General features: G+C 42.4%; 14 protein-coding genes. 8 read left to right on the forward strand and 6 right to left on the reverse strand.

The genetic code is table 11. The features are described 5' to 3' along the window. The first annotated feature begins 15 nt into the window (after positions 1 to 15). The 6 genes from IHV80_RS08680 to IHV80_RS08705 all read left to right on the forward strand — a co-directional run bounded on the left by IHV80_RS08680 (position 16) and on the right by IHV80_RS08705 (position 10,962). Complete coding sequence (locus IHV80_RS08680) at positions 16 to 1,341, forward strand: HlyD family type I secretion periplasmic adaptor subunit (protein WP_192888740.1); 1,326 nt, start codon at positions 16 to 18, stop codon at positions 1,339 to 1,341. A gap of 6 nt (positions 1,342 to 1,347) precedes the next feature. Further along, positions 1,348 to 3,567, forward strand: coding sequence for a response regulator (locus IHV80_RS08685; RefSeq protein WP_192888741.1), 2,220 nt, complete (start codon positions 1,348 to 1,350; stop codon positions 3,565 to 3,567). Continuing rightward, complete coding sequence (locus IHV80_RS08690) at positions 3,567 to 5,015, forward strand: TolC family protein (protein WP_192888742.1); 1,449 nt, start codon at positions 3,567 to 3,569, stop codon at positions 5,013 to 5,015. The genes IHV80_RS08685 and IHV80_RS08690 overlap by 1 nt, the downstream gene beginning before the upstream one ends. Beyond that, a complete protein-coding gene (locus IHV80_RS08695) occupies positions 5,008 to 6,588 on the forward strand; it encodes an ABC transporter transmembrane domain-containing protein (protein WP_192888743.1) in 1,581 nt (526 codons plus the stop codon). The genes IHV80_RS08690 and IHV80_RS08695 overlap by 8 nt, the downstream gene beginning before the upstream one ends. A gap of 1 nt (position 6,589) precedes the next feature. Next, entirely contained in the window at positions 6,590 to 8,743 is a 2,154-nt protein-coding gene (locus IHV80_RS08700) for an ATP-binding cassette domain-containing protein (RefSeq protein ID WP_192888744.1), read from the forward strand. Between the two features lie 476 nt (positions 8,744 to 9,219). Further along, complete coding sequence (locus tag IHV80_RS08705) at positions 9,220 to 10,962, forward strand: S8 family peptidase (protein ID WP_192888745.1); 1,743 nt, start codon at positions 9,220 to 9,222, stop codon at positions 10,960 to 10,962. A 176-nt stretch (positions 10,963 to 11,138) separates the two neighbouring features. Here the strand turns inward: IHV80_RS08705 and IHV80_RS08710 are convergent, their stop codons facing one another. After that, positions 11,139 to 11,597: a GNAT family N-acetyltransferase gene (locus IHV80_RS08710; protein ID WP_192888746.1), complete on the reverse strand. Its 459-nt coding sequence runs from the start codon at positions 11,595 to 11,597 to the stop codon at positions 11,139 to 11,141. Between the two features lie 217 nt (positions 11,598 to 11,814). On the opposite strand from IHV80_RS08710, the gene IHV80_RS08715 reads away from it, so the two are divergent. Beyond that, positions 11,815 to 13,158: a sensor domain-containing diguanylate cyclase gene (locus IHV80_RS08715; protein WP_192888747.1), complete on the forward strand. Its 1,344-nt coding sequence runs from the start codon at positions 11,815 to 11,817 to the stop codon at positions 13,156 to 13,158. A gap of 129 nt (positions 13,159 to 13,287) precedes the next feature. Further along, positions 13,288 to 14,031: a class I SAM-dependent DNA methyltransferase gene (locus tag IHV80_RS08720; protein ID WP_192888748.1), complete on the forward strand. Its 744-nt coding sequence runs from the start codon at positions 13,288 to 13,290 to the stop codon at positions 14,029 to 14,031. A 113-nt stretch (positions 14,032 to 14,144) separates the two neighbouring features. Here IHV80_RS08720 and IHV80_RS08725 read toward each other — a convergent pair whose 3' ends face one another. The 5 genes from IHV80_RS08725 to IHV80_RS08745 all read right to left on the reverse strand — a co-directional run bounded on the left by IHV80_RS08725 (position 14,145) and on the right by IHV80_RS08745 (position 23,132). Continuing rightward, positions 14,145 to 16,190 carry a TonB-dependent receptor domain-containing protein gene (locus IHV80_RS08725; protein WP_192888749.1) on the reverse strand — a complete coding sequence of 682 codons (2,046 nt, stop codon included), beginning with the start codon at positions 16,188 to 16,190 and terminating at the stop codon, positions 14,145 to 14,147. 181 nt (positions 16,191 to 16,371) lie between these two features. After that, positions 16,372 to 17,292, reverse strand: coding sequence for a LysR family transcriptional regulator (locus IHV80_RS08730; RefSeq protein WP_192888750.1), 921 nt, complete (start codon positions 17,290 to 17,292; stop codon positions 16,372 to 16,374). Positions 17,293 to 17,504: 212 nt separating this feature from the next. After that, positions 17,505 to 19,694, reverse strand: a complete 2,190-nt coding sequence (locus IHV80_RS08735; protein ID WP_192888751.1) for an immunoglobulin-like domain-containing protein — start codon at positions 19,692 to 19,694, stop codon at positions 17,505 to 17,507. 481 nt (positions 19,695 to 20,175) lie between these two features. Continuing rightward, positions 20,176 to 21,183, reverse strand: coding sequence for a DHH family phosphoesterase (locus IHV80_RS08740; protein WP_192888752.1), 1,008 nt, complete (start codon positions 21,181 to 21,183; stop codon positions 20,176 to 20,178). Between the two features lie 224 nt (positions 21,184 to 21,407). Then, complete coding sequence (locus tag IHV80_RS08745) at positions 21,408 to 23,132, reverse strand: methyl-accepting chemotaxis protein (RefSeq protein WP_192890742.1); 1,725 nt, start codon at positions 23,130 to 23,132, stop codon at positions 21,408 to 21,410. Positions 23,133 to 23,496 lie beyond the last annotated feature (364 nt).

The raw sequence follows: 23,496 nt of genomic DNA on the forward strand, positions 1-23,496 counted from the left end.
CAAGGACATTGGCTTATGAGTGACTTAGATAAAATCATCGAGCGATCAATAAACAAAGTGCACGATGATCAGACAGACAGAAACATCACCCCAAGTAAAGTCACCACACATACCGTCTTCATTGTGGCGGTGTTTCTTGGCTTTTGTGCCGTTGTTTGGTCATCACAGGCAACCATTGATATAACCGTTTCGACTCGTGGTGAGGTTTTATTAGAGTCAGACGTTGAAAAGGTACAGCACCTCGAGGGAGGAATACTCAACGAACTCTTCGTATCCCCGGGAGATCTGGTTTTCAAAGGTCAGAAGATTGCCTCTCTAACCTCTAAAGATCGTGTATCGGAACTCAACTCCACGCAATATGAGATTGCCGAACTCCAGATCGAGCAACAGAAATACTCCTCTCTTATCAATCAAACGACCCCCGATTTTTCACGATATGGTCAATACCCAAACTTAGTAAAAACTCAGACCCTATCTTGGGAAGAAGAGAATAATAAGAACCAATCGAACGATGATCTGTTTGTTCACGATATCAAACATAAACGAAGCTTGATTCAGTCGATGAATAACCGCGTCCAGTCTTCCAACAAGCAGCTAAAACTCATCAGCAAGCAACTCTCCATTAAGAACCAGTTGTATAAAGAAGAAATGGCCTCTTATGTTGACGTTATAAATATGGAAATTCAGAAAATGAACATGGTTCGTGAGATAGAAAACCTTGATGAATCTATCTTGAATGAGCGTTTTCAGATGCAGCGCCTTGAAAAACAGCTCGGCGATCACCGCAAAGCCCGAAACTCAGAATATTATGAGAAGCTCACGGAAGTGAATAAAACGCTCAAAAACAAAGAGACGCAACTCCCGACCATTACCGACAAAGTAGAAAGGTTGATCGTCTTCTCTCCTGTTGATGGAACAGTCGACAAAATCAACTTCAACTACTTATCTGCCGTGATACCACCTGGCGACAGCATTGCTGATATCACCCCCCTAAATAATGAAATGCACGCAGAGGTTAAAATTCCAAGGAAAGACGTTGGTTTCATTGAAAAAGGGCAAGAAGTTAAGCTCAAATTCGACACCTATAACTTTGCGAAGTACGGCGTCATTTCAGGTCAAATAGCCTCAATTTCTAGAAGCTCTTACGAAGAACAAGAGCAAGAATATTACTTAGCAAAAGTTAAAATCGCTGAAAACTACTTACTGAGAAATAACGTGAAGTTCCATATTGCACCTTACATGGAGTTCACAGCTGATATCAAAACCGGGAACCGAAAAATTATTGATTATGCTCTCAAGCCAATCATGACAGCGCTCGACGAATCTTTTAATGAGAGGTAATGGGATATGAAAAACAAATTACAGTACAACAGCAAAGTCAGTCATATCTTATTTATCTTGATCATAGGAATCATGTTACTGAATGGGGCTTACACTCTGCATAGTATTACTTCTGAAGATCAGCAGAGCCACACTCGTACTCTATTGGTGAGCAAATCCAATGAGATCCTAAATGACATCAATTTACTCAATGCAACATTAGGGACCTGTTCAAGCAACAACGAGACATGTTCTTCTGCGGCAATACAGCTTTTAGTCGAAGAGTTGAACTTAGAAATAGCTCGCTTTCAAAGTATTGTTTCACAAGAAAAATCTCTGGCCTCACTGACGGGTACGCTTGGCTTCGATTTATTGCAGTTACACATCAAAGAGTACAAGCAAACACGGGATACAAATAAGCTGGCAACCTCAATTAAAGAGGCTTCAAACACCAGTATTGCGATCATTAATAGCCTGTTGGCAAACTACAGCGATTCCAACACAAGAGAAGACACGCAAACGATCTACAAAGTGGTTGCTATCAACGCCTTACTGCTTTGTGTGTTTATGCTTTTTTATTTTAGAAACGCTCGGTTAATCAAGCATATAGAAGTAGAAAGACAGCGTGCTCACGCTACGTTCAAAACGATATCAAACAACCTTAAAACGATCGATCAAGAGAAGGTTAAAGAACGCATATCAAACATCACGACCACCAGCATCGAAAAGAACATTTACGCAAAACTGCTGACGAGCTACGAACAATTAGAAGGTCAAAAGTCCCAAACAGATTTATACCAAAGGCTCTACAACCTTCTGGGCTACGAGATTCGAGGTATCACCAACACCATCCAAGGAGGGGTTAAACTATTGGTTAAAGACAGTGATGAAAACGGTGCTTTACTTGCTAAAGAAATTATCTCGGCAACGCGTACGCTTGAAAACCTTGCGGACAACTTTAATCGAATCTCAAATATCGACTCATCAAACACTGAAAAAACCATCAATTTCTACAACTTAGTGAGTGAACTTATTGTTTTGGGTGGCACAAAATCTAAGCAACACTCAAAGCACATTGAGTGCTTCGTTGAGAACACCATCCCTCAGCAAATGCATGGCAATCAAACCGGACTGTTTTGGATCTTACTGCTACAAATTTCAAATCGTATATCAGCCTCTCCATACTCAAATGTCTTACTTCATGTTGGGTGCTCAGGCTCTCAACAAGTCGACAAACTCACCATAACGTTCACCTTATATTTCTATGATGAAGATTATGAAACTGTCGATCATGTTGAAGGCCTTGATTGGGACAGCGCAAGTAACAAAGATATTACCAATACGGAACTATCCAACAACCTGTTAAACGGTATTAAAAATTACCAAGCAATGCTACACACGATCGAAAGAGCGGAGAAGGTAGCGATTTCGTTTGATGTCCACACTTCACACTACACACCATTAAGTAATCGCCTAGCAGGCAAAACTATCCTGTTGTGCGGAACAGCAAACATCCACTTGGATATTTTGCAAAAAATATTGATAAGCGAAGGCGCTAAGGTTGTCATCGCTAATACCGCCAACGACATTTTTATGATGATGAAAGGTCTCAATGCAAATGACGGTATTTTCTTAACCGATCATATTAAGGGCATTACGCTCGATTCTTTCTGTAAAACACTAAAAGCACGTCTATCCGCAAGAAACATTAAGTTGATGATGTCGATGTCTAACTCTGTCGATATTGACGACATCTACAATCACGTTGACTACATTTTTTATCATCCGTTTACACCAACAGATTTCATTGAGCACATCGTTAAAACACTTGAAAGTGTCGGCCAAGAAGAAGAGAAACTCGCGAGTTCATTTCTGATCGTTGAAGACGACCGAGTTCAGCAAATTATCCTTAATAAAATCCTTAGTGGGTTCGACTTCCAGTGTCAGGGTGTTGATGATGGTGAAAAAGCAGTTTCTCTTATCAAAGAGCAAGATTTCGACATCATATTCATGGACTGCATCATGCCTAATATGGGGGGGATAGATGCGACACTACTCATCCGACAGTACGAAAAAGAGAATGGACTTCCGCCAACAACCATCATTGGTGCAACGGCCTTAAAGAGTAATAAAGAGCACAAACGCTGTATCGATGCAGGAATGGATTACGTCATCAGTAAGCCGTATAAAAATGAAGAAATTTACTCGGTGATTAAGAAGTACATGGCAATAAGGAAGGTTGGCTAATGAAGACACTTGAACGCCGTAGCTCCCCTGTTGTTCTATCGATATCTAACTCAGGATCAACATCGCCTTTAAGTTTGGCAATAAAGCGCGTCTTACTCCCTCTCGCCTGTGGTTTTGGCTCTTTCTACAGTGTCTCCGGGCATACAAGTGAACTGTCTGCGTTAATCAACCATACAATAGATAGTAACTACCAGGTCATTAGCGCTCGATATGATGTCAATTCATCGCGCTACGACAAAGACATCAGCAGCGCTTTTTTCTACCCATCAATCAATGCCAGTGCTAACACAACGTGGAACGAGTCTGATGTTGACTCTACAACGCCATCAAATAACGAATACAACAGCAACGGGTATCGAATATCCATTACTCAAACTATTTTAGACCTATCACGACTCGACACGTACAAAGAGTCAGAGATCGACCTTAAAATCAGCCGCCTTCAACATGACAAAGTGGTCAACGACATTGTCTTTGAAGTTGTCGATAACTACTTCTCATATCTAAAATATCACGCACAGAAAAAGGCAACAGACGCACAACTCAAATCCTCTCAGTCTCGGCTTAAACAGATAACTAGAAACCATGAACTGGGTAATTTGCCAAAAACAGATGTGTACGAAACACAAGCTCAGAAAGGCACGACTAGTAAACAAATCACTGATATCCGTAAGAAAATAAGTCAGGCCCTGAATCAACTTCGTTCGACCACACAAACTCGTATTTCGCCGTCATACGATATGGCACTGACTAATCAATATAGTGAGATTGATGAATCAGAAAGAGCTGCACTCGAAAAAAAACTGATTAGCGGTAACTTTGAAATTGCGATTGCGCGCTCTAACTTAGATAAGTCGAAACGCACTCTCAGTAAATCAAAATCCGAGTTCTACCCCACATTATCTGCCAGTGCGAATTATGAATATTCAGACAGCAATCTCGACCATTCAATACAAGACACATCGACCTACGCGCTAACCTTAGATGTACCCATTTTCGAAGGCGGTTCGGACTACTACGAATACCGAAAGAGCAAAAACACAATCCAACAACTGTCATCTCGCTATGACCAATCGCTCAACGACACTCGTGTGGAACTGGACGACACAATATTAAACATCAACGCCAATATTGAATCACTGGATATCTTAAAGTCCGTAATTCAGTCGAATTACTTAGTGTATACAGGCAATAAAAAGGCTTATCGGCTAGGAACAAAAACCCTAACAGACTTATTAAACTCTGAATCTGACCTCTATGATTCGATCCGAGATTACCATTCCAACCAATACGACTACATCATCAACACCACCAAGCTGTACTCTCTATTTGGTGCAATAGACCTCAAAGCAATTGAAGCAATTTCCAATAGCATGGTGCCGATAAACGAAACCTTCGACATGGCCGCGCTAGAACAATTTGCCTCAGGAGAGATGCCGAATGAATAAGCTCAATTACCTCCCTAAACTCAGCATTACAGACAGTTGCTTTCTTGTTGCATCGAGTACGATGACCACGTTGCTAGGTTTGGTTCTGCCGTTCTCAATTTTGATCATATTTGACAGAATCATCCCTAATAACTCGAGCTCTTCGCTGTATTTTATTTTCGTTATTATCCTTGTTGCGATTGCTCTGGACTACAGAATCAAAAACATCGAAGAATCCATGGTCTCTCGCATTGGTAACCGATTTGAAAACACCGTCACCAATCAACTATTCCATGCTATTTGTCACTCCAAAGGTTCACAATTCAAACGATTGGAAACTGGTGAATACCTGGAGCGCTTAACCACGATCATGGGGCTTAAGTCTTTCTACAGTGGCGAATTGATTAGCGCATTTATTAATGCATTCACGTGTCTTATCACTTTAATCGTCATCGCGATTATTAACCCACCAGCCGGCGCTATTTTGGCCCTAGCCTCTGCTTTTTTGTTGGCTGCATCGCTTCATTTATCGCGCAAAAAAATCGCACTAATGAAAATGAAATCAGACTCCGAAGGTGCAACCAATTCCAATATCATTAATATCATTTCGTTCCCACTCGACATCAAGAGTCGCTCTATGGAATTTCGCCTTGAGAACCTTATGGACGCGATGGTCAAAGAACGTGAATACCACACCAGTGAATTCGAAAAACAAGAGTCAAAATTCAACCTGACACTGACCCTTATCCAGCAACTGGCGATTGTCCTTACCGTCGTCACCAGTGCAATTGCAGTGATAAACCTAGATATTAGCCAAGGTGTCATGGCCGCGATCATACTGCTGACCAACCGCTTCTTTGCACCTTATCAACAAACCATGAGAGCGATCAGTCAGTGGGAAGTAAACAAAAACTATATCGCTCGTCTAAATGAAATCTTAGAGTTAGAGTCAGAGCAAGATGCCCATGCTGTAGATGAACCACCACCGAAAACACTCAATTATTCCGGCCGCAGTGACTACCAATTTTTATCCAATAAAATTTCAGTACTATCGGGGCAATCAGGATCTGGTAAGTCATCAATTTTAAGAGCCTTTACTCACACGCAACATGACAATGAGTATCAAGTCTCAACCGACCAATTGTCGGCAGAACAATACTTAGCATCTAACACTGAAAACAATGTCATCTTAATAGACAAAAGCAGTACATTTGTTGACGGTACAATCATCGACAACATCACCTGTTTTCGCCCTCAACTACACAAAGCCGCCTATTCTCTTTGCGAATCTCTTGGTATTAAAAGTGATATCGATGACCTTAAACTTGGCTTTTATACCGATATCACAACCACTGGCGTAAAACCGTTCTCTCGAAAGGTGAGCTTCGCTTTATTGATCGTCAGGGCACTATTAAGTAATAAGAAAATCCTATTAATTGATTATCTGGATCTGTCATACGATGAAGCGTTTTGCTCCAACTTATTGTCATGCCTTCGCCCGAGAGTGAACTCTTATTTGTTTATTATCGCGAGCAATAAAATCAAACATGTCGACATGAACCTTCAATATGTTAATGCCAATGAGGTCGCTTAATATGGATACATTAATTGCCTTTGATGAGATTCAAGAACGTCTAGTGCACTTTCGAGAAGGTCATTTATCAACGCGCTATGCAGAAACACCCATTTTACTCGGCTTAAGCTACGCTTTAGTCTCTTTGCAGTGGGAAGGAACCGCTGACATGCTTTCCGATGCCTTTGTCAGCCACAGCCAACCGTCAACCTCTTTCGATAAAACGCTCTCTCGGCTCGGATACCAATGCATCAACAGTCGAATCACACATACAGACCAATTGTGTACGATCAATAGCCCAGCGTTTATTACCATTGATAAACAACACTATATTTTACTGAACTACGAAGGCGGGGTTCTTTTCTTATACGATTACGAGAACGACCTGCCAATCGAGAGCCCAGTATCGGGAAAGCTCAAAGCGTATGTGTGCAGTATTTCGAGTTACTCTCGAATATTTAGAGAGCCATCACCAGAGTCACAAGACAAAAGGAACTGGGTCAAACACATTTTTTACCAGTACAGCAGGGAGTTTAAAAGTCTTGCCTTGTTGAGCCTGTTTAACACTCTCTTTGGTACGATACAGCCATTCTTTATTATGGGGGTGTACACGTTTGCATTAACGGCAGAATCGGTATCAACCCTATACTGGCTCGCGTCTGGTGCTATCGTAATCGCCATCTTAGAGCACTTTTTAAAACGTCAAAGGATGAATATCCTCAACACTTCTGGGCAAGAACTCGCGTGCTATATTTCATACCATATTATTTCAAAGCTTCTATGGTTACCCTACTCTCTAACGTCAACAGCCACGACGTCGTCTCAACTTGCAAGGCTTAAAGATATTGACCAGTTTAGACAACTAGTGACCGCGGAATCGAGCCTAAGCTATTTCGACCTGCCATTCATCTTCATATTCCTAGTCGCGATTTCCATCATGTCAGGCACTGCAGCAATCACGGTATTAGTCGGTATCGCCGTTATGCTCGTATTCTGTATGTACTCTCGATATGTCTACCTTCAAGCAACATCAAAAAGTTCTCGAGCTAATGCCATGGTTTCTTATCAATGGAATGAGCTACTGATGAACGTGGGTTCGATTCAAAAGCTGCCACTGCTATCCGTGGTTAAATCTCGCTTCAACTCAGCGCTCACGCAGCGCCTAAAAGATTCATACCAAGTGTCTGTCACTAACGCAAAAATACAGCAGCTGGGGACCAGCTTTATTCAGATTATCGGTACGACAACCATCGTTGTTGCTGTGAGTGCGGTGATGTCTGGTGACGCGAACCCTGGTTCAATGTTGGCTATCATCATCTTAGTTTGGAAGGCATTAACGCCGATCATGGGGATCTATAACTCATTAGCTAAGGTCGACACCATCAAAGCGTCTTCCGCTCAAATTAACGCCCTGATGTCGTTAGATGATGATAAAACCCGAATGGAAAAAAGCCCGCCTATCCATGAGTTTAGTGGCAACCTGAATATCAAAGCCTTGTCACATCGCCACCAAGGCTGTAGCCGTGGACTAACGAATCTATCGTTCAATATCCAAGCTGGTGAAAAAATTTCTATTTGTGCGCCTTCAGGCTCCGGAAAGACCACACTTATGAATATTCTGGCTGGGATTGAAGTACGTTTTCAAGGGCAGTTGCTGTATGACGGTTACAATGTCACGCAATTCAATAACTTTAGGTTCAGAAGCAGTATTTGCCATATCCCCTTCGACATGCACATTTACCATAGCTCCGTGCACGCAAATTACACGGTATACAACGGGTATGTACCTGAAGACTTTATTGATGAGATGTTGAATTTCTTAGATTTGATACCTTACCTACCACACGGAAAAAATACCGTTTTGTCTGCGGAGTTCTTGTCCACACTCCCTGATGGCGTATACAGGAAGCTCATACTTGCGATAGGCATCGGATATTGCAATAAGAAAGTGATCATCATGGATGAGCCGTTTGTAGGCTCTGAACAAGAGAACAATCGCTATCTAACTCTCCTATTCAAAGAGTATCTTGCCAATAGCACCGTTATATTCACTACTTCAAGTAAAGCGATGGTCGCGATCACGAATCAGTGCCTTTTACTTGAGAAAGATGGCTCTCAGAAGTTCTTTGGGACCCCAGACAAAGTATTACAAGCGGCACCAACCATGTTGACGTAGATGTTAATTTGAACATCGACTATCGATTCGAACTAGAAATTCGATAAACGTCATTTCAAAAAAGGTCAGTCATAAAAGATTGGCCTTTTTATATTACCGGGGTGCTCTTCACACCACTAATGACTGTGCTATCGATACCATAATCACGCCTCCTACTCTTCTCCACAATAACTAACAAACTAATCAATTGATTTTTAAGGCCTTTACACTCGAAGTTTATTTTATAAATGTTGATCTTATTAATAGAATTCAGCTCAAACTTTACGACGTAAAAATCGACCACAGTGAGACCTTTCTACCATTTTATTGACTGAGTGAATGATACAAATCTGATTGCATATTACCTTTTGACTGATTTTGAGCGGGCATTTCCCGTCCACGTAACTGACTTAACGCGTATTTTTCCATCGCTCTTCGAACACGTCAGTTTTAATCGCACAACTATTTAGTCGCACAATGATAAGGATGTAACACAGATGAATCACGGACACAGACTTACCACTATAGCCTTAGCCATTATGGCTTCGGCTCACGTATCAGCTTCGGATCTCAATGAAAATAGCCTAGAGCCGCAACCTTTCAACTCACCTTTCATCCAAGATGTAAAAGGTACGATTGTCGAGGATTACTCGCGAGAAACAATCCAACCTTCATTTTTCTCCATGAGAATGATGAATAATGCCGATGAACAACGTGGCGATTGGTTTAACCTATCAGCAAGCTACACAAGACTTCAGGGCGTGGGTTCTGATGTTGTTTACGACTACCTCATGCCCCCTCTTCAACCGCAGCCAGTGATCGTTGCCGTTCTTGATTCGGGAGTCGATATCCAACACGAAGACCTAAAAAACAAGCTTTGGACCAATGAAGGAGAGATCCCAGACAACGGTATCGATGATGATGGCAATGGCTACATCGATGATGATGGCAATGGCTACATCGATGATGTTCATGGTTGGAATTTCCTTGGTAACTCATTAGGTATTAACGTTGATCAAGACACATTAGAGGTCACCAGAGAATACAAGAAGTACCTCGAATTAAAAGAGAACGGACATTGGATTCCTCGTAAGAAACGTACGTACTATCAAGCTGTTGAAGCAGATTACTTGTCGTCTCTAAAAGATGACCAAGACGCGTTGAATCGTGTAACCGCAGCAACTGACGAAGCAAATGTTTACAAAGCAGAAATACTAAAACTCACCGAACATAAAGACTTCACAGTAAACGGATTACAAGTTCTATTAAATAACGACAACCCGAGTGTTGTTACAGCTGCTGAAGGGCTTTTGAATGTGTTTGATTCATGGTACTCATTTGAATATCTAGAATCACGTCGAAGCCGTTATCAAGACTCCTTAGATTTCCATCTCAACCTAGATCTCGATACGCGTGCTGACATTGTTTGGGACGACATCAACAATCCTTGGGAAAAAGGCTACGGTAACAACGATGTTAAAGGCCCCGTCGGTTCACATGGCACACACGTGGCTGGAATCATCGCAGCAGAACGCAATAATTTCATCGGTATTGATGGTGTAGCGGACCATGCTCAGATCATGGCGGTACGTATGGTGCCAAATGGCGATGAGCGAGACAAAGATATTGCCAACGCAGTGCGTTACGCAGTCGATAACGGCGCGAAGATCATTAACATGAGCTTCGGAAAGAGCTACTCACCACGTAAATATATAGTCGACCATGCTTTCCGCTATGCCGCGCGTAAAGGCGTGCTGATTGTTCACTCTGCTGGGAACAGCCGCAACGATAACGACATAAAACCAAGCTTTCCAAATCGCTACGCAAAACACTACCGATCAAAACCAATTTCTACATGGTTAGATGTGGGCGCATCAGCGAAATACGCTGACGAAACGTTAGTTGCGAGCTTCAGTAACTTCGGCCAGAAATCTGTTGATGTTTTTGCTCCGGGGTACCGTATTTTATCAACCACTCCGGGTAACACCTATGGTTCGAAGAGTGGCACTAGTATGGCTGCGCCTGTTGTTTCTGGCGTCGCGGCATTAGTGTGGTCACGCTATCCGGATTTATCAGTCAAAGAGCTGAAGGCAATGTTGATGGGTGATTCAAAAACCTACCCTGAACTGCTTGTTAAAAAGCCTTCTCACCCTGAGGATTTGGTTCCGTTCAGCACACTTTCTATCTCAGGAAGCATGGTGGATGCTGAAGCTATTTTCGCAGAGCTTGAAACTCGCTAACGATTTTAGCTATTAGTCATTGATACCGGAAATTCGTCATTCCCTAAAGCGAGGGACGAGCATTATAGGGAATCTCGCTTTGAGGTTAGAGATTCCACATACCTCGTCCCTCGGTTCTGGAATGACGTAGGGAATATCTCTTTTATCATTGTTGGCGATTAGCTATTGAGCTTGTATTAGCGCAGTTCGATACTCATAAACTGGCTGTACGGATCTAACTCGTAATCAGCAAACGGTTCACAGTAACCAAAGCCAAACTTCTCATATAGATTACGAGCAGGTTTAAAATAGTCTTCTGAACCTGTTTCTAAACTGACTGTTCGATACTGACGAGCGATTGCGGTATCCAAAACGTGCTGCAGTAACTTACTTGCCACCCCAGATTTACGAGCAACCTGAGTCGTACGCATTGACTTTAGCTCAGCGTGATTGCTATCTAACTCTTTAATGGCAACACACCCTAGTAGTTGGCTGTCTTTCCAAGCGCTAAAAAACGTTATCTCAGGCGACTTTAACCCTTCGATGTCGAGCGCATGAACACTTTCAGGCGGTGATGTTGCGTACATATCAGCCAAGTGCTCTTCAAGCAATCCAACCACCTCTCCGCCAGACAAGTCGTCTATCTTTATTTCCATAACGATTTAATTATCCTTAATAATTTTTTAATCCGTTTTCGATACAGTAAAATTAAGCTAGTCTCGAAAATCATGAATATCATATTTTGTTTACATAGTCTCGCGCGTTTATATTGCAACACCTCGAAAACTCTTTCTTGGTACTGCAACCTAATATGCTTAGCACCAAAATCCATACAAGCACCTATTCCCGGTGAGAGATAATAGCCAGGTCGATATGAGCATCCAACTAGATTTAACCACCGCTACACCTTGCCAGAATTTCGACTCGGTACAGGGCTACATCACCCTACAAGATCATCTAGTTATCGATGTAGATGACAATATCGCAAAAATATTCGGTTACGTTAGCCGAGAAACGCTCCTAAACAATGTCGACTTCGTTTATTCAATAGTACCTGAAAATTATCGTGGGTCTGTTCGCGAGCGCTATCTCTCAGCAATCAAAGGACAACTCCAAAAGGGAAAACTGTATAAAGACGTTTCAATCAATGGACGAACCCTCTCTTTATTTAGTCTGGCACAAGCCATTAAAGTCAATGATCGCCCTGCACTCCGTGTCATGATCATTGATATCACATCGGTTGTCGCTTCAGAACGAAAACACCAAGCACAAGACCGCATGTACCGAGCCCTTCTCAATAGTTCGAAACAAGGCGTACTCATTCATCGGAATTTTAAGCCGTTGATGGTTAATCAAGCTTGGGTTGAAATGCAGGGCGCCAAATCGATATCGCAAGTACTTACCATGGAATCAGTCATTTCAATCATTCCACCTGACAATCGCATTAACGCGATGAGGCGTAGTAACAACATTCTTGCAGGTAACACGCCAAGCTTCAGTTCAGTGGTAGAAAATCATTGCCTCGACGGCAGCAAGAAACACTTCAACATCTACGACAACATCATTTACTGGGAAGGTGAAAAAGCGATTCAAGTTGTAGTAGAAGACGTCACAGATAAGGTGAGATTGGAACAAGAGTTATTGCACCGCGCCCTTCACGATGACCTAACACAAGTGTTCAACCGCAGTGCTATTTACGATTGGTTGAAAGAACCGGTAAACAACCACACAGAGATTTCTTGTTTACTGTTCGATATTGATGATTTCAAAAAGATTAACGACCAGTTTGGGCACAATGTTGGGGATGAAGTCATCCGAACTCTTGCTCAAACCATCAAGAAGCACGTCAAAATCTTAAACGGTGTCGTAGGGCGTTGGGGCGGCGAAGAATTTATCGTCTTTTTCCCAAGAGCTCGAACAACTTACGCGACGGCACTCGCCACCGCTGAATCTCAAGCAAGAATTGTTGGTGAGCGCATCTGCGAGGAATTTCGTTCACTTCAGTTTTTAGGGTTTAACCGAAAGAAATTTCAATCGAGTGTCAGTATTGGCATCACCGACAGTTGCATTGTACGCTCCAGCAGATCGATCAATACCTTGATAAAAGTAACCGATGACGCGCTCTACCAAGCGAAAGCCAAAGGTAAAAATCGAGTGTCGGTAACCCCAGAAGGCCGTTGTGTGGAGTGCGAACCCAAAACAGCATATCTAAGATAAAGAGATGCAATAAAGGACAAGAGTTTGTGCTGTTTAAGTCAGTAAATTTATATAAGATTTTCTTGTCATTTTTAAGTTCTAGTTTACTATGCGCCACCCCAACTTTTTCAGCAAATGCTGCAGGCAAACATGTCCGCCAACGCGCTCTATACCGACCTATCTGGTTACTATGATTTAATGTGTGTTGATATTGACTACCAATCGCAAAGTAACTGCATTCGTAGACTACATCAGATTTTTGGAAACGAAGGAAAAAACCACCTAGACCTTGGATGTGGCACTGGACCACACGTTCGCTACTTCATTGATTATGGCTATCAAAGCAATGGTCTTGACCTGAATAAGCCGATGCTAGATATTGCTCAAGTCCGTTGTCCTGAAGCCAATTTTTCAGTACAGAACATGAGTAATTTCGAAGTCTCTGAGCCATTCGACCTTATCACTTGTTTCTTATACTCCATCCACTACAACGATGGCATCGATAAGTTGAAAGAGTGTATTGCGAGTGTTCACAAAGCACTTAAAGAAGGCGGAGTCTTCTGCTTTAACGTGGTCGATAAAGATAAGATCAGCAACGACCTATTTGTTCGACATACGACTAACCAAGAAGAGGAAGATTTTACTTTCCGCTCTGGCTGGTATTACTCAGGTAAAGGCGATAAACAGGCATTGAAACTCTGTATTGAGAAGACAACAGCAGGTAAAACGCAGGTATGGAATGATGAACACCCTATGGTGGCATTCACGTTCAAAGAACTGATCGAAATGTTGAGCCCCTTGTTTGAAGTTCATATATTTGAACACGATTACGACAAGCTTTTGCCGTGGAATAACCTTTCAGGCAATGCTCTAATCACTTGTGTAAAAGCCTAATACGAAAAGAACCCACACAACTTATAATCTGTAATACAGCTCAGCGTCAGTAATAACGCTAAGTTGTGCGGGTCTTTTTAGTAACTTAGACTGGTTAAATCATCAAATCCAGATTAGAAATCAGCTGTCATACCTACGTAGTAAGTACGTGGTTCTTCAACATAACCCATACTCTCTAGCTCTTGTGATACCGCTTCGTCAGTCAAGTTCGTGATACCCGCACGCAATCGTACTGAATCATTCACGTTGTACACGGCACCCATGTTCAGCGTTGTATATGCGTCTTGAGTTAGGTCGCTTTCAATCTGACGCTCACCACGGTAACGCGCACTAACAAACGTATTCAGGTCGTAAGTCGGGCTCCAGTTCAGTTTAACCAAACCCGAGTGTTTGTAACGCTCAAGCAGTTCTTCACCTGTTGATTTGTCTTCTGTGTCTAAGAATGTGTAGTTACCAGACACGCCCCACTCATCCGTAATTTGGAATTGACCTGTCAGCTCTGCACCTTGGACAACGGCTTCTGACACATTGGTGTAAGTACGTTTACCTTTTACATAGCCAGTTGAACTAGAGCTATCCGCACACCCTTTGCCCGATTCAAACATTCCGCCGTTCTCACAATATGTTTCATCACGGTCAATAAGGTCGTTAATTTCATTGCGGAACAACGCACCTTCGACATTCCAACGAGGTTGACTGTATATAGCTGCAATCTCATAGTTCCAGCTAGTTTCAGGCTTTAGATCTTCGTTACCATATAGATCACATGCCCCTTTACAGCTATTAACTTGATAGTCCGCTTGGTTTTGCGTCAAGGTCGGTGCTTTAAATGCTTTACCCACTCCACCCTTAATGATCAAGTCATTTGTGGTTTGGTGTACCAAGTACACTCGCGGGCTGAACTCTTCACCGTACAATTCGTGCTTATCTAAACGCCCACCAATGGTCGCCGTTAGTTGTTCTGTCATTAGCCATTGGTCTTGAACAAACAATGCGCCTTGGTAAGCCTCTGACGTTCCATTAAGGAGGTTTTCTTTGTTGGTCAACTCACTCAATTGGTAATCCATACCAAACGTTACTGTGTGGCTGTCACCAAGATAAGTGGTTGCAGACGCTTCAACTATTTGGGTCAGCTCTTCAACATCACTGCTGTAATTAGTATCAGAGTCAGCAGCATCATTATCAGTCACGTTCTCACGAGAATAACGTACTTGAGTATCACCCCAACTCCAAAAGCCACTATGGGTAATCGCTTGGCTCTGGCGCACTACTTGTGTATCAGATTCAATTACAGAACTTAAGTTTTCAGCGGATGAGTCACGTTCATCATCACTGTAGCCAAAATCGAAATCGATGGTTTGGTTGTCTGTTGCATTCCATGTCAGGCTCGCAAGTAAGCTTAACGTGTCGCGTTCTTCTAGAGCTGTTATCTCTGAACGATCGTAACCAGAACTGTGTGTACCAGAATATGGTTGCCATGCGTTACGGCTCGTTTGGTTAACAGAAAGGCGAGCAAACAACTCATCTTCAATCAATGCACCAGATGTCGTGAAGCCCATGGAGTACTCTTCCCCTCCATAACCATCAAGCGGTGATGAAGTGTCCATGCTTAGTGTTGAACTCCAATCATTTTCCGGAGCTTTAGTGATGATGTTGATTGTGCCACCCATGCCATCTGAACCGTAAAGCGCCGACATTGGGCCACGGATGATTTCAACACGCTCGATTGAATCGGCAGGAATGGTAGAAAGGTCGAAATCGTTACCACGGATGATGGCGCTTGCTGAGCTTAAACGACGGCCATTGACCATGATAAGCGTGTAATCAGAATCCATACCACGAATAGAGATCATTTGACGGCCAGCACGTGTGCTATCGAAGTCAGATTCAACACTCGTTGATTCAGCAACGATGTCAGCCAAGGTAATACCCGGGCTATCTTCAATATCTTGAGCGGTGATAACCGACATTGAAGCTGGTGCTTGTTTTAGTGCCATCTCAGTACGAGTTGCCGTAACCACCATTTGTTCATCTGTAGCTTGTGCTTCTTCTTGCGCTAACACGTTAGCTGAAAGTGACGTACAAATAACAGCGACTGCGACCGAAAGGGGTTTACGAACCAAAAGAGGTTTGCGAATCAAAAGAGATCTCTCAGACATGATATTTATTCTTATATGTGATTGGTAATGATAATGGTTTGCATTAAACAGCCTGATACCATTCTTATCAACGAAAGTTTCATACCAAAAATTGATTCTCGTTATTCACCTTTCAAATAACAAAACAAAGGCATATTCATTTCAATATAACCATTTCAATAGCATTCACCACCCAGATGAATTAGGTGTATATCTCTTTAAATAGATTGCGAACCCATCGACACATAGGATCATTGTGGAAACGCTTGTGCCAATATAGATACACGTCTTCTGACGGGCTTCTAATGGCTTTAGGTACGCGTTTACAAATCAAATCTCGTTGATTTGCAGCTTGTGTGGCAAACGGTGTCGGTAAGTGGAAGATGATGTCGGTTGTCTCAGCGATATCCGCAGCAATATTAAAGTTGGATAGCTGAATTGGGATGGATAGCTGGCGCTGCTTATCAATCAAACCTAAATCTTTAAAGCGATTTTCAATGGAGAGTTTTTTGTCACCTTGCAGCGAGATCTGACCTAGTTGGCTGTTGAGTAAATCATCGACCGTGATCTCTTTATCGGCAAGCGGGTGATCTTTGCTCATCAATAAGCGGTAATCACGGCTGATCACGAACATTCGATACAAGTTTTGTTCAGAGCTTAACGGCTCATGAGTCGATAGCACAAAGTGCGCATCGCCTGACAACAAAGGTTCGAAGTGACGTTTAGGGATAGAATCGATATCGACAACCATGTTCGGTGCTTGCTTGCGAATTTGCGCCACTACCTTTGGCAATAAGTGTGAAACCTGAGGAACCAAGCCAAAAAAACGAACGGTATTGTCACTCCTCTGAGGATCAAATACATCGCCATGAACCAGCTTTTCTAAGCGCGTAAGTACAGAATTAAGATCTTGTTTAATCGCTTCCGCTTTTGGCGTTAATTCATAGCCATAAGCCGCTCTCACCAACAAATCATCGTTAAATACAGTGCGCAGTTTTTGCAGCGAACGACTCACCGTAGGTTGGCTCATATCCAACGCTAAGGCTGTGTTTGAGACGTGCTTTTCTTCGAGAAGGTGTTTGAGGATGACTAAGAGATTAAGGTCGACTTGCGCTAGATTCATTATTTAAATATTCAAGAAATGGAAAATTCAGTAGGCGCATACTGCATTTTCACAACAGATAATACAATTGATAATCACTCTTGTTTTGATCTAGAGCAGTATCTATAGCACTCATTTACATGTCTCCTTTTGGCCTCTCACTTATACACAAAAAAAGAGAGACCGAAAGGTCTCTCAATATATGTGCTATTTACGTTGTATCAGATAACTGATTAAAGCTTTGTCCAAGCATCTTGCCAGTATTGGCTTTCTGCTGGTGCATAAGATGCGCTTGCACACCAAGCCGTGTATGGCCAAGGTTTACATTCGTATAGACCATTGTCACTGCCCACAACAATATCGCCCGCTTCGTAGTTGGTTCCTGCTTCATACGGAGGGTAATCACCTGGAGGTGGTGTTGTACCGCCTCCGTCTTTAACAGAGAACGAATTGTTCACCGTCACTATTTCGCCGTCTGTTGCTATACCAACCACTTCAAGTGAGTATTGCCCTTCGGTGACATCACTTAAAACGATAGTGATTGTTTGGCTATCGACGAGGTTTACCTTCGTTTGCTCAACCACAGTACCTGCACTGTTAATAACCGTCGCAGTTACATCTAATGCTTCGTTAGATGTTAACGTTAGCTCTAAGCGGACATTGCCGTTATCTGGAGCGTATTCAGACTGAAGGCCCGAAACTAGAAGTTCAGGATCTACACCCGGGTCTGGGTTGCCACCACATGAAGAGTCTGAAACCTTTCTCCAAACACCCCACTCACCTGTCGTTCCCGGCTCTTCGCCACGAGTATACCAGCCAGCTCCCCACGTTGAACCGTCATGTGATACTTGGTCGCCTTCAACATAAACCGTATCGGCATCCCACGCAGCAGCACAGTTAGATCCATCAGTCACCGACACTTTACGTTCAGCTGTTTCCGTTTGATTAGCACTATCAGTGACACTATATACCAGCGTGTAGTTGCCAATTTCGTTCACGTCGACACTGCCAGAATGTGTGATAGTACTCGTTAAATCACCGTCTTCTGCATCGTTCGCGCTTACGCCAGCCATTGGATCAAACGCAGTACCCAGTACAACAGTAGTATCGGATACACCGCTGAATACTGGCTTCTGACTGTAAACCTCTACCGTTCTCGCTTTAGTAGTTTCGTTGTTATCGCTGTCTTTTACGCGATAGGTCAGAACATAAGTACCGATCACATCAGTTTCAACATACCCTTCAACATCAATTGAAGACGTCAAATCACCATCTTCTTTATCTGTTGCTGTCACACCGTCCATTGGATCAAATGTTGTGCGGTGCAGAACGCGCGTATTTTCAACACCTTTCAGAACGGGTTCACCTTCAACCGGGGGCGGTGTCACTTGGCCATGGACAAAAGGGCCATAGTCTTTAATAAACTGTTCGTTGTATTGTTGACCGCTCTTATTAGTACCCATATCCCAGTTGATCGACCAAGTCATCACACCGCGCAAAGGTTGGCCTTGAGCTGTCAGGCTATCGAACGCATCGTATAAGTCTTGTGGCTCTTGCACAAACCCCGTAGCTGCAGCATCGATACTTGAAGGGATACCAAACACGAGTTTGTCATGTGGGATTTTGTGGAAACCACGAGTACCGTTGATTAGAGAGTCAGAGATGTAATAGATGAACTCTTCTTTTAACTCATCGTTATTTTGAGCAATCCAACCTACCCCATCAACCCAGATACCATCACCACCTTGATTATAAAACTGTGGGTTAATCCAGTCGTAGTAACCTTCTAGGTTATCGATGTAAGGGACATACTTACCGCCTGTCGTTAAGTACGGAAACTCAGGCGCCATGGTAATCAGGAAGTTTTTGCCTTCAGCGCGGTAATGATCTTTCACTAACTTAAGGGCATCAGGAATCACGGTTTGGTTATTTTCTGCGGTTACTGCTGCTTGTTCTAGATCGATATCTAAACCATCAAAACCGTAACGCTCTGTAAGGCGGATAATCTCATCAGCAAAGGCTCTTTCATCACCCGTTTTTAGTTCTACGTGTGCATCAGCTCCACCCAGAGCTAGCAGTACAGAGCGACCTTGCTTGTTGAGTTCAGTGATTTGGTCAATAAATTGTTCTTCTGAAAGCCCAATCGTTGGGTCCAGTTTAAAAGTTGGAATTCGACCATCCGCCACGTCGTACACCTTCATGAATGATACATTCACGATGTTATACATCGGGTTCACTTCATCCAGTGTCACGCAAGGCGCATTGCCACCTTGGTAGCCACCACCATCACACCAGTTATGCCAATAACCTACCACGACACCAGAATCTGGATTCGTCATATCTGAACCATTCGCATAAACAGCACCAGACATTGCGGCCATGCCGACCGATACTGCTAATTGTAGAGCTTTACGTTTCAACATCAGTTCCACTTCCTTGCTTAACAGCTGTGCCAATCACAACCGAACCCATTCATTTTAGCCATGAATATTTATAGATAAGTAATGGAATTTATAAGAAAAGATAACCTTTGATTTAACTTGTGACCTTAAGTCACAGATTGAATATCAGAATCAATATGATTTTGACTTTCCATTCAAATTAAAATGTTAAAAGTAGGTATTCATCGCCTGAAACATTGACATGCAAAATGATTGACTGAGGAAAAATTCACACGCGTAATTAAGGTGAGTTTAAAAAATGGGCCAAAAGAATATGTAAGACTAAAAATGAGGAAAAATATGGCCTAAAGCCCCGTATTTATTGAGTTTATTACTATTTTACGTTGCGAGTGACATCACTAAAATCGATTGGATCTAGTAGCTATACATATGCTAGTTGATACCCACACACGGCCAAACATGAAGATCAGAATTGATGCAACTCTAAGGCTAACCTCGGCTATTAACTGTCTACATCGCCATTAAGATTTGAATAAAAACTCTCAATTAACGATATAAAATTCACTTTATCCATTTCATTAAGTTGGTTAATACCTGCCGCTGCTTTTCGCCCACCACCCGTTTCAAAACTAGAACAAATTTCATCAGCCCCTACTCTATTTGATAACGGTGCTCGTAAGCTCACCGTATAAGAATCTCCACCTTGGTTCTTTGTTAACACCGCTTGTGCTCGGGCCGGATCTTGATTGACGATATCATTACCAAAGACACCACTAATGCGCCTTGCCCAAGTTTCTCCCGGTAATTCAAATACACGAGCAACATCGCTCTCATATATTGGTACTAAGTTCGATAATTGTTGGTAGTCATTTTGATAAGCAGCACGCAGACGATAAAACACAGAGTTTTTATCAGCCAATAGATCCAACGGATTAGGATATTGGTAAAGGATTCGATACAGCTCAGCTGGCGTGAAGTGTAAGTCACTCAATGACGAGCCGTAACCGTTGTAATTAATGAGAGTTCCCAACTCTTCTAAAAAAGTAGTTTGAGCTTCATCAAAACCATTTGTCGCTGCTAGCCGTGTCGCAACTGTTTTAAGATTGTCCCCAAAGGCAGCCGCAATTGCCCATGCAACATAGCGCCCCTTCAACTTTTGGTTTATCAACAAGCTGGTGCAACATTCAGACGCTGTATTGATCAAAGTATCGAGGTGATTAGACGATGGTATATCTCCGGTACGATGGTGATCGCAATAAAAAACGTCGACATTATCATCGAGTAGCGAGTTCAATGCCGGGAGGTTCTTCTCCATCGACACATCTAAGACAGTAACAGACGAAACGTCTCCGTGATCGTTCTGCTTTGCTATTTTAGAGACGACTTGAGATAGCAACTTAATATCACGCTTTACACCAGTTACGAGCACGCTCTCTTTAGGCTCATTTAGGCGCAGCTGCAGTAATGCGATTATGCCGTCGGCATCTCCATTGAATACGTCGTAGTGCATTTTATTCCTCTTCCTTTGAGTTTTAACTGACGAGCGAAACAAGGCTCAAACGTTACTATGCTTGATAGTCTGGCATCATTTTAGTTTTATTTCACAGATACTTAAGTCTATTTTGGAATGCCTTATTCTTATCTATTCGGATACTTGCCTATACCCCACACACAAAAAAGGCACAGATGATCTGTGCCTTTTCGGGTTGACTACTCAGTTAGCGATCAAAGAGTTTATGAAGTCTTAAACTGCGCTACCGCTTTGTCCATATCATTCGCTTGTTCAGCAACCTTATCAACTTCAACTAAACAGTGTTGAGCCGATGCATTGTTATCGTTCGAGATGGTGTTTAACTCTGTGATTGAATCACTCACTTGCGCCATCACAGCGCCCTGCTCTTCAATCGCTGAGGCAATACGCTCCGAGTTACCCTGAATGCTTTCCATGTCACTCAAGATAAGCTGTAGGCTCGCATCTAGCTCTTCAGAATCTTTCAGTGTTAGCTGACCTTGTTGGTTACATTCACCAATCTCAGTCATCGAGGCATTCATCTGACTTTGAATTGCTGTCACTACGCTGGTGATTTCTGTTGTTGATTGATGCGTTCTGCTAGCCAATGCGCGAACTTCATCTGCTACTACGGCAAAACCGCGGCCTTGTTCACCCGCTCGTGCAGCTTCAATCGCGGCATTCAATGCCAACAGGTTAGTTTGTTCTGCAATGCCTTGGATGATATTTACTGCATCACCAATTTGATCAACATGGTGATTCAGTGAGCTAATAGAATCTTGGCTGCTTGAAAGGCGCTCAGACAAGCGAGTGATGTTGTCGATGGTATCTACTACAACTTCTCGCCCTTTATCAGCATTAGCTTTAGCTTGATACACCCCTTCTGCAGCAACCGAGGTGCTTTCAGAAATTTCACCAATAGTCTGTACCATTTCTTGCACTGAAGTCGTCATTGTTGAAGTGTGATTCGCTTGTACTTCAAACTGGTTGATTACTGATTCAAGCTCATCATGCATGTTTGATGTACTTTGAGTCAGTTGCTGTGATTTCGATTGAGAAGCAGCGATTAAGCCTTCAAGTTGATCAAGCAAACGGTTGAAATATTGACCTAGTGTACTCAGTTCGTCTTTACCATCAATATCTGAACGAATGGACACATCATTGGAATCCACAATGTTACGAATCACAGTAAGTAATGACTCAATCTTGCCAATGATAGAACGGACTATTAACCAGCTGAACAGAATGATAGACACAAGTAATGTGATACAAAGGATGTTGTTGATCAGCGACAGTTTATCCATCTCTTTTTTGGTTTCTTGGTCTAGAACCGCGGAAAACTCTTTAAACTGAGTCTCAATAGCGTGAGAGCCCGATCGAGCTTGCCCGAGCAAACCTTCATTATGCTTCAAACCAATCACACGTTTCTGCGCGACAACTTGCTTTGCAGCATCTAAAAGCGTACTTGAACTGCCCGCATTCGAAGTAATAGAAAGAACACTCGGGTCGAATGTGCCCTTTTCAATCAGGTCATTAAACAGGTACAGCTCAACTTTTTGTTCAGCACTCGCTGTTTGGTTAATGCCTTCTAGCACTTCATGAAACTGTCCAAGTAAACCTTTATCTTTCGCTAAGCCATATACCTCATTGGCTTTTACCAACTCAACAAAGCTTGTGTGGTACGTTTCGATGTCTTCACGTAAATGCGTACTATTGGCTAACCCCAAATCACTAAGGACAGCATTAAGTTGCGATTCTGACGCTAAAAATTTGTCATAGTTTTGTTCAAACTTGTCGAGGTACTTCATGTCACTGCGCAGCAAGAAGTCTTTCTCGTTTCTGCGCAGGTTGAGTAGACGCACTTCAAGTTCTTTGGTGAGTTGTTTAGCTTCGCTCATTTGAGCAGTTGTGTCCGCAAATTGCGAAGTTGTAAACAGCAATGCAATCATGCCGAAAATGGAAAATATTCCCAATGAATAGAGCTTTTTCTTTATATTCATATATGTGACTCGTCTTTGCTTATCTAATTATGGGTTTCTAAGTTTTATGTGATTTTTACTATCTAAATTTCGCTATCTAGCTGTTGTTATGGTTTTTGTATCAATAATGAGCACTAAGGTTGTGGCACTGCATTCGTGGCAAAGGGCGAAGAGTTTTTCAGTTCACCAGTGGTGTATTTTCATTTACATTCAAGCAGAGAATGAACTCTTCATTTAAAGTCGATTTTATCAATAACACACTTTTATACTATGTACATTATCAGAATCATAAATTTGAGAGACAGCTATTTGACGGGGTGAACAAGGCTTGTAC

This window comes from Vibrio bathopelagicus (assembly GCF_014879975.1).
GTDB lineage: Bacteria > Pseudomonadota > Gammaproteobacteria > Enterobacterales > Vibrionaceae > Vibrio > Vibrio bathopelagicus.

Bases quoted from the DNA above. Each gene is read 5' to 3' on its own strand.
- IHV80_RS08680 (WP_192888740.1), top strand. From the start codon at position 16: ATGAGTGACTTAGATAAAATCATCGAGCGATCAATAAACAAAGTGCAC.
- IHV80_RS08685 (WP_192888741.1), top strand. From the start codon at position 1,348: ATGAAAAACAAATTACAGTACAACAGCAAAGTCAGTCATATCTTATTT.
- IHV80_RS08690 (WP_192888742.1), top strand. From the start codon at position 3,567: ATGAAGACACTTGAACGCCGTAGCTCCCCTGTTGTTCTATCGATATCT.
- IHV80_RS08695 (WP_192888743.1), top strand. From the start codon at position 5,008: ATGAATAAGCTCAATTACCTCCCTAAACTCAGCATTACAGACAGTTGC.
- IHV80_RS08700 (WP_192888744.1), top strand. From the start codon at position 6,590: ATGGATACATTAATTGCCTTTGATGAGATTCAAGAACGTCTAGTGCAC.
- IHV80_RS08705 (WP_192888745.1), top strand. From the start codon at position 9,220: ATGAATCACGGACACAGACTTACCACTATAGCCTTAGCCATTATGGCT.
- IHV80_RS08710 (WP_192888746.1), bottom strand. From the start codon at position 11,597: ATGGAAATAAAGATAGACGACTTGTCTGGCGGAGAGGTGGTTGGATTG.
- IHV80_RS08715 (WP_192888747.1), top strand. From the start codon at position 11,815: ATGAGCATCCAACTAGATTTAACCACCGCTACACCTTGCCAGAATTTC.
- IHV80_RS08720 (WP_192888748.1), top strand. From the start codon at position 13,288: ATGTCCGCCAACGCGCTCTATACCGACCTATCTGGTTACTATGATTTA.
- IHV80_RS08725 (WP_192888749.1), bottom strand. From the start codon at position 16,190: ATGTCTGAGAGATCTCTTTTGATTCGCAAACCTCTTTTGGTTCGTAAA.
- IHV80_RS08730 (WP_192888750.1), bottom strand. From the start codon at position 17,292: ATGAATCTAGCGCAAGTCGACCTTAATCTCTTAGTCATCCTCAAACAC.
- IHV80_RS08735 (WP_192888751.1), bottom strand. From the start codon at position 19,694: ATGTTGAAACGTAAAGCTCTACAATTAGCAGTATCGGTCGGCATGGCC.
- IHV80_RS08740 (WP_192888752.1), bottom strand. From the start codon at position 21,183: ATGCACTACGACGTATTCAATGGAGATGCCGACGGCATAATCGCATTA.
- IHV80_RS08745 (WP_192890742.1), bottom strand. From the start codon at position 23,132: ATGATTGCATTGCTGTTTACAACTTCGCAATTTGCGGACACAACTGCT.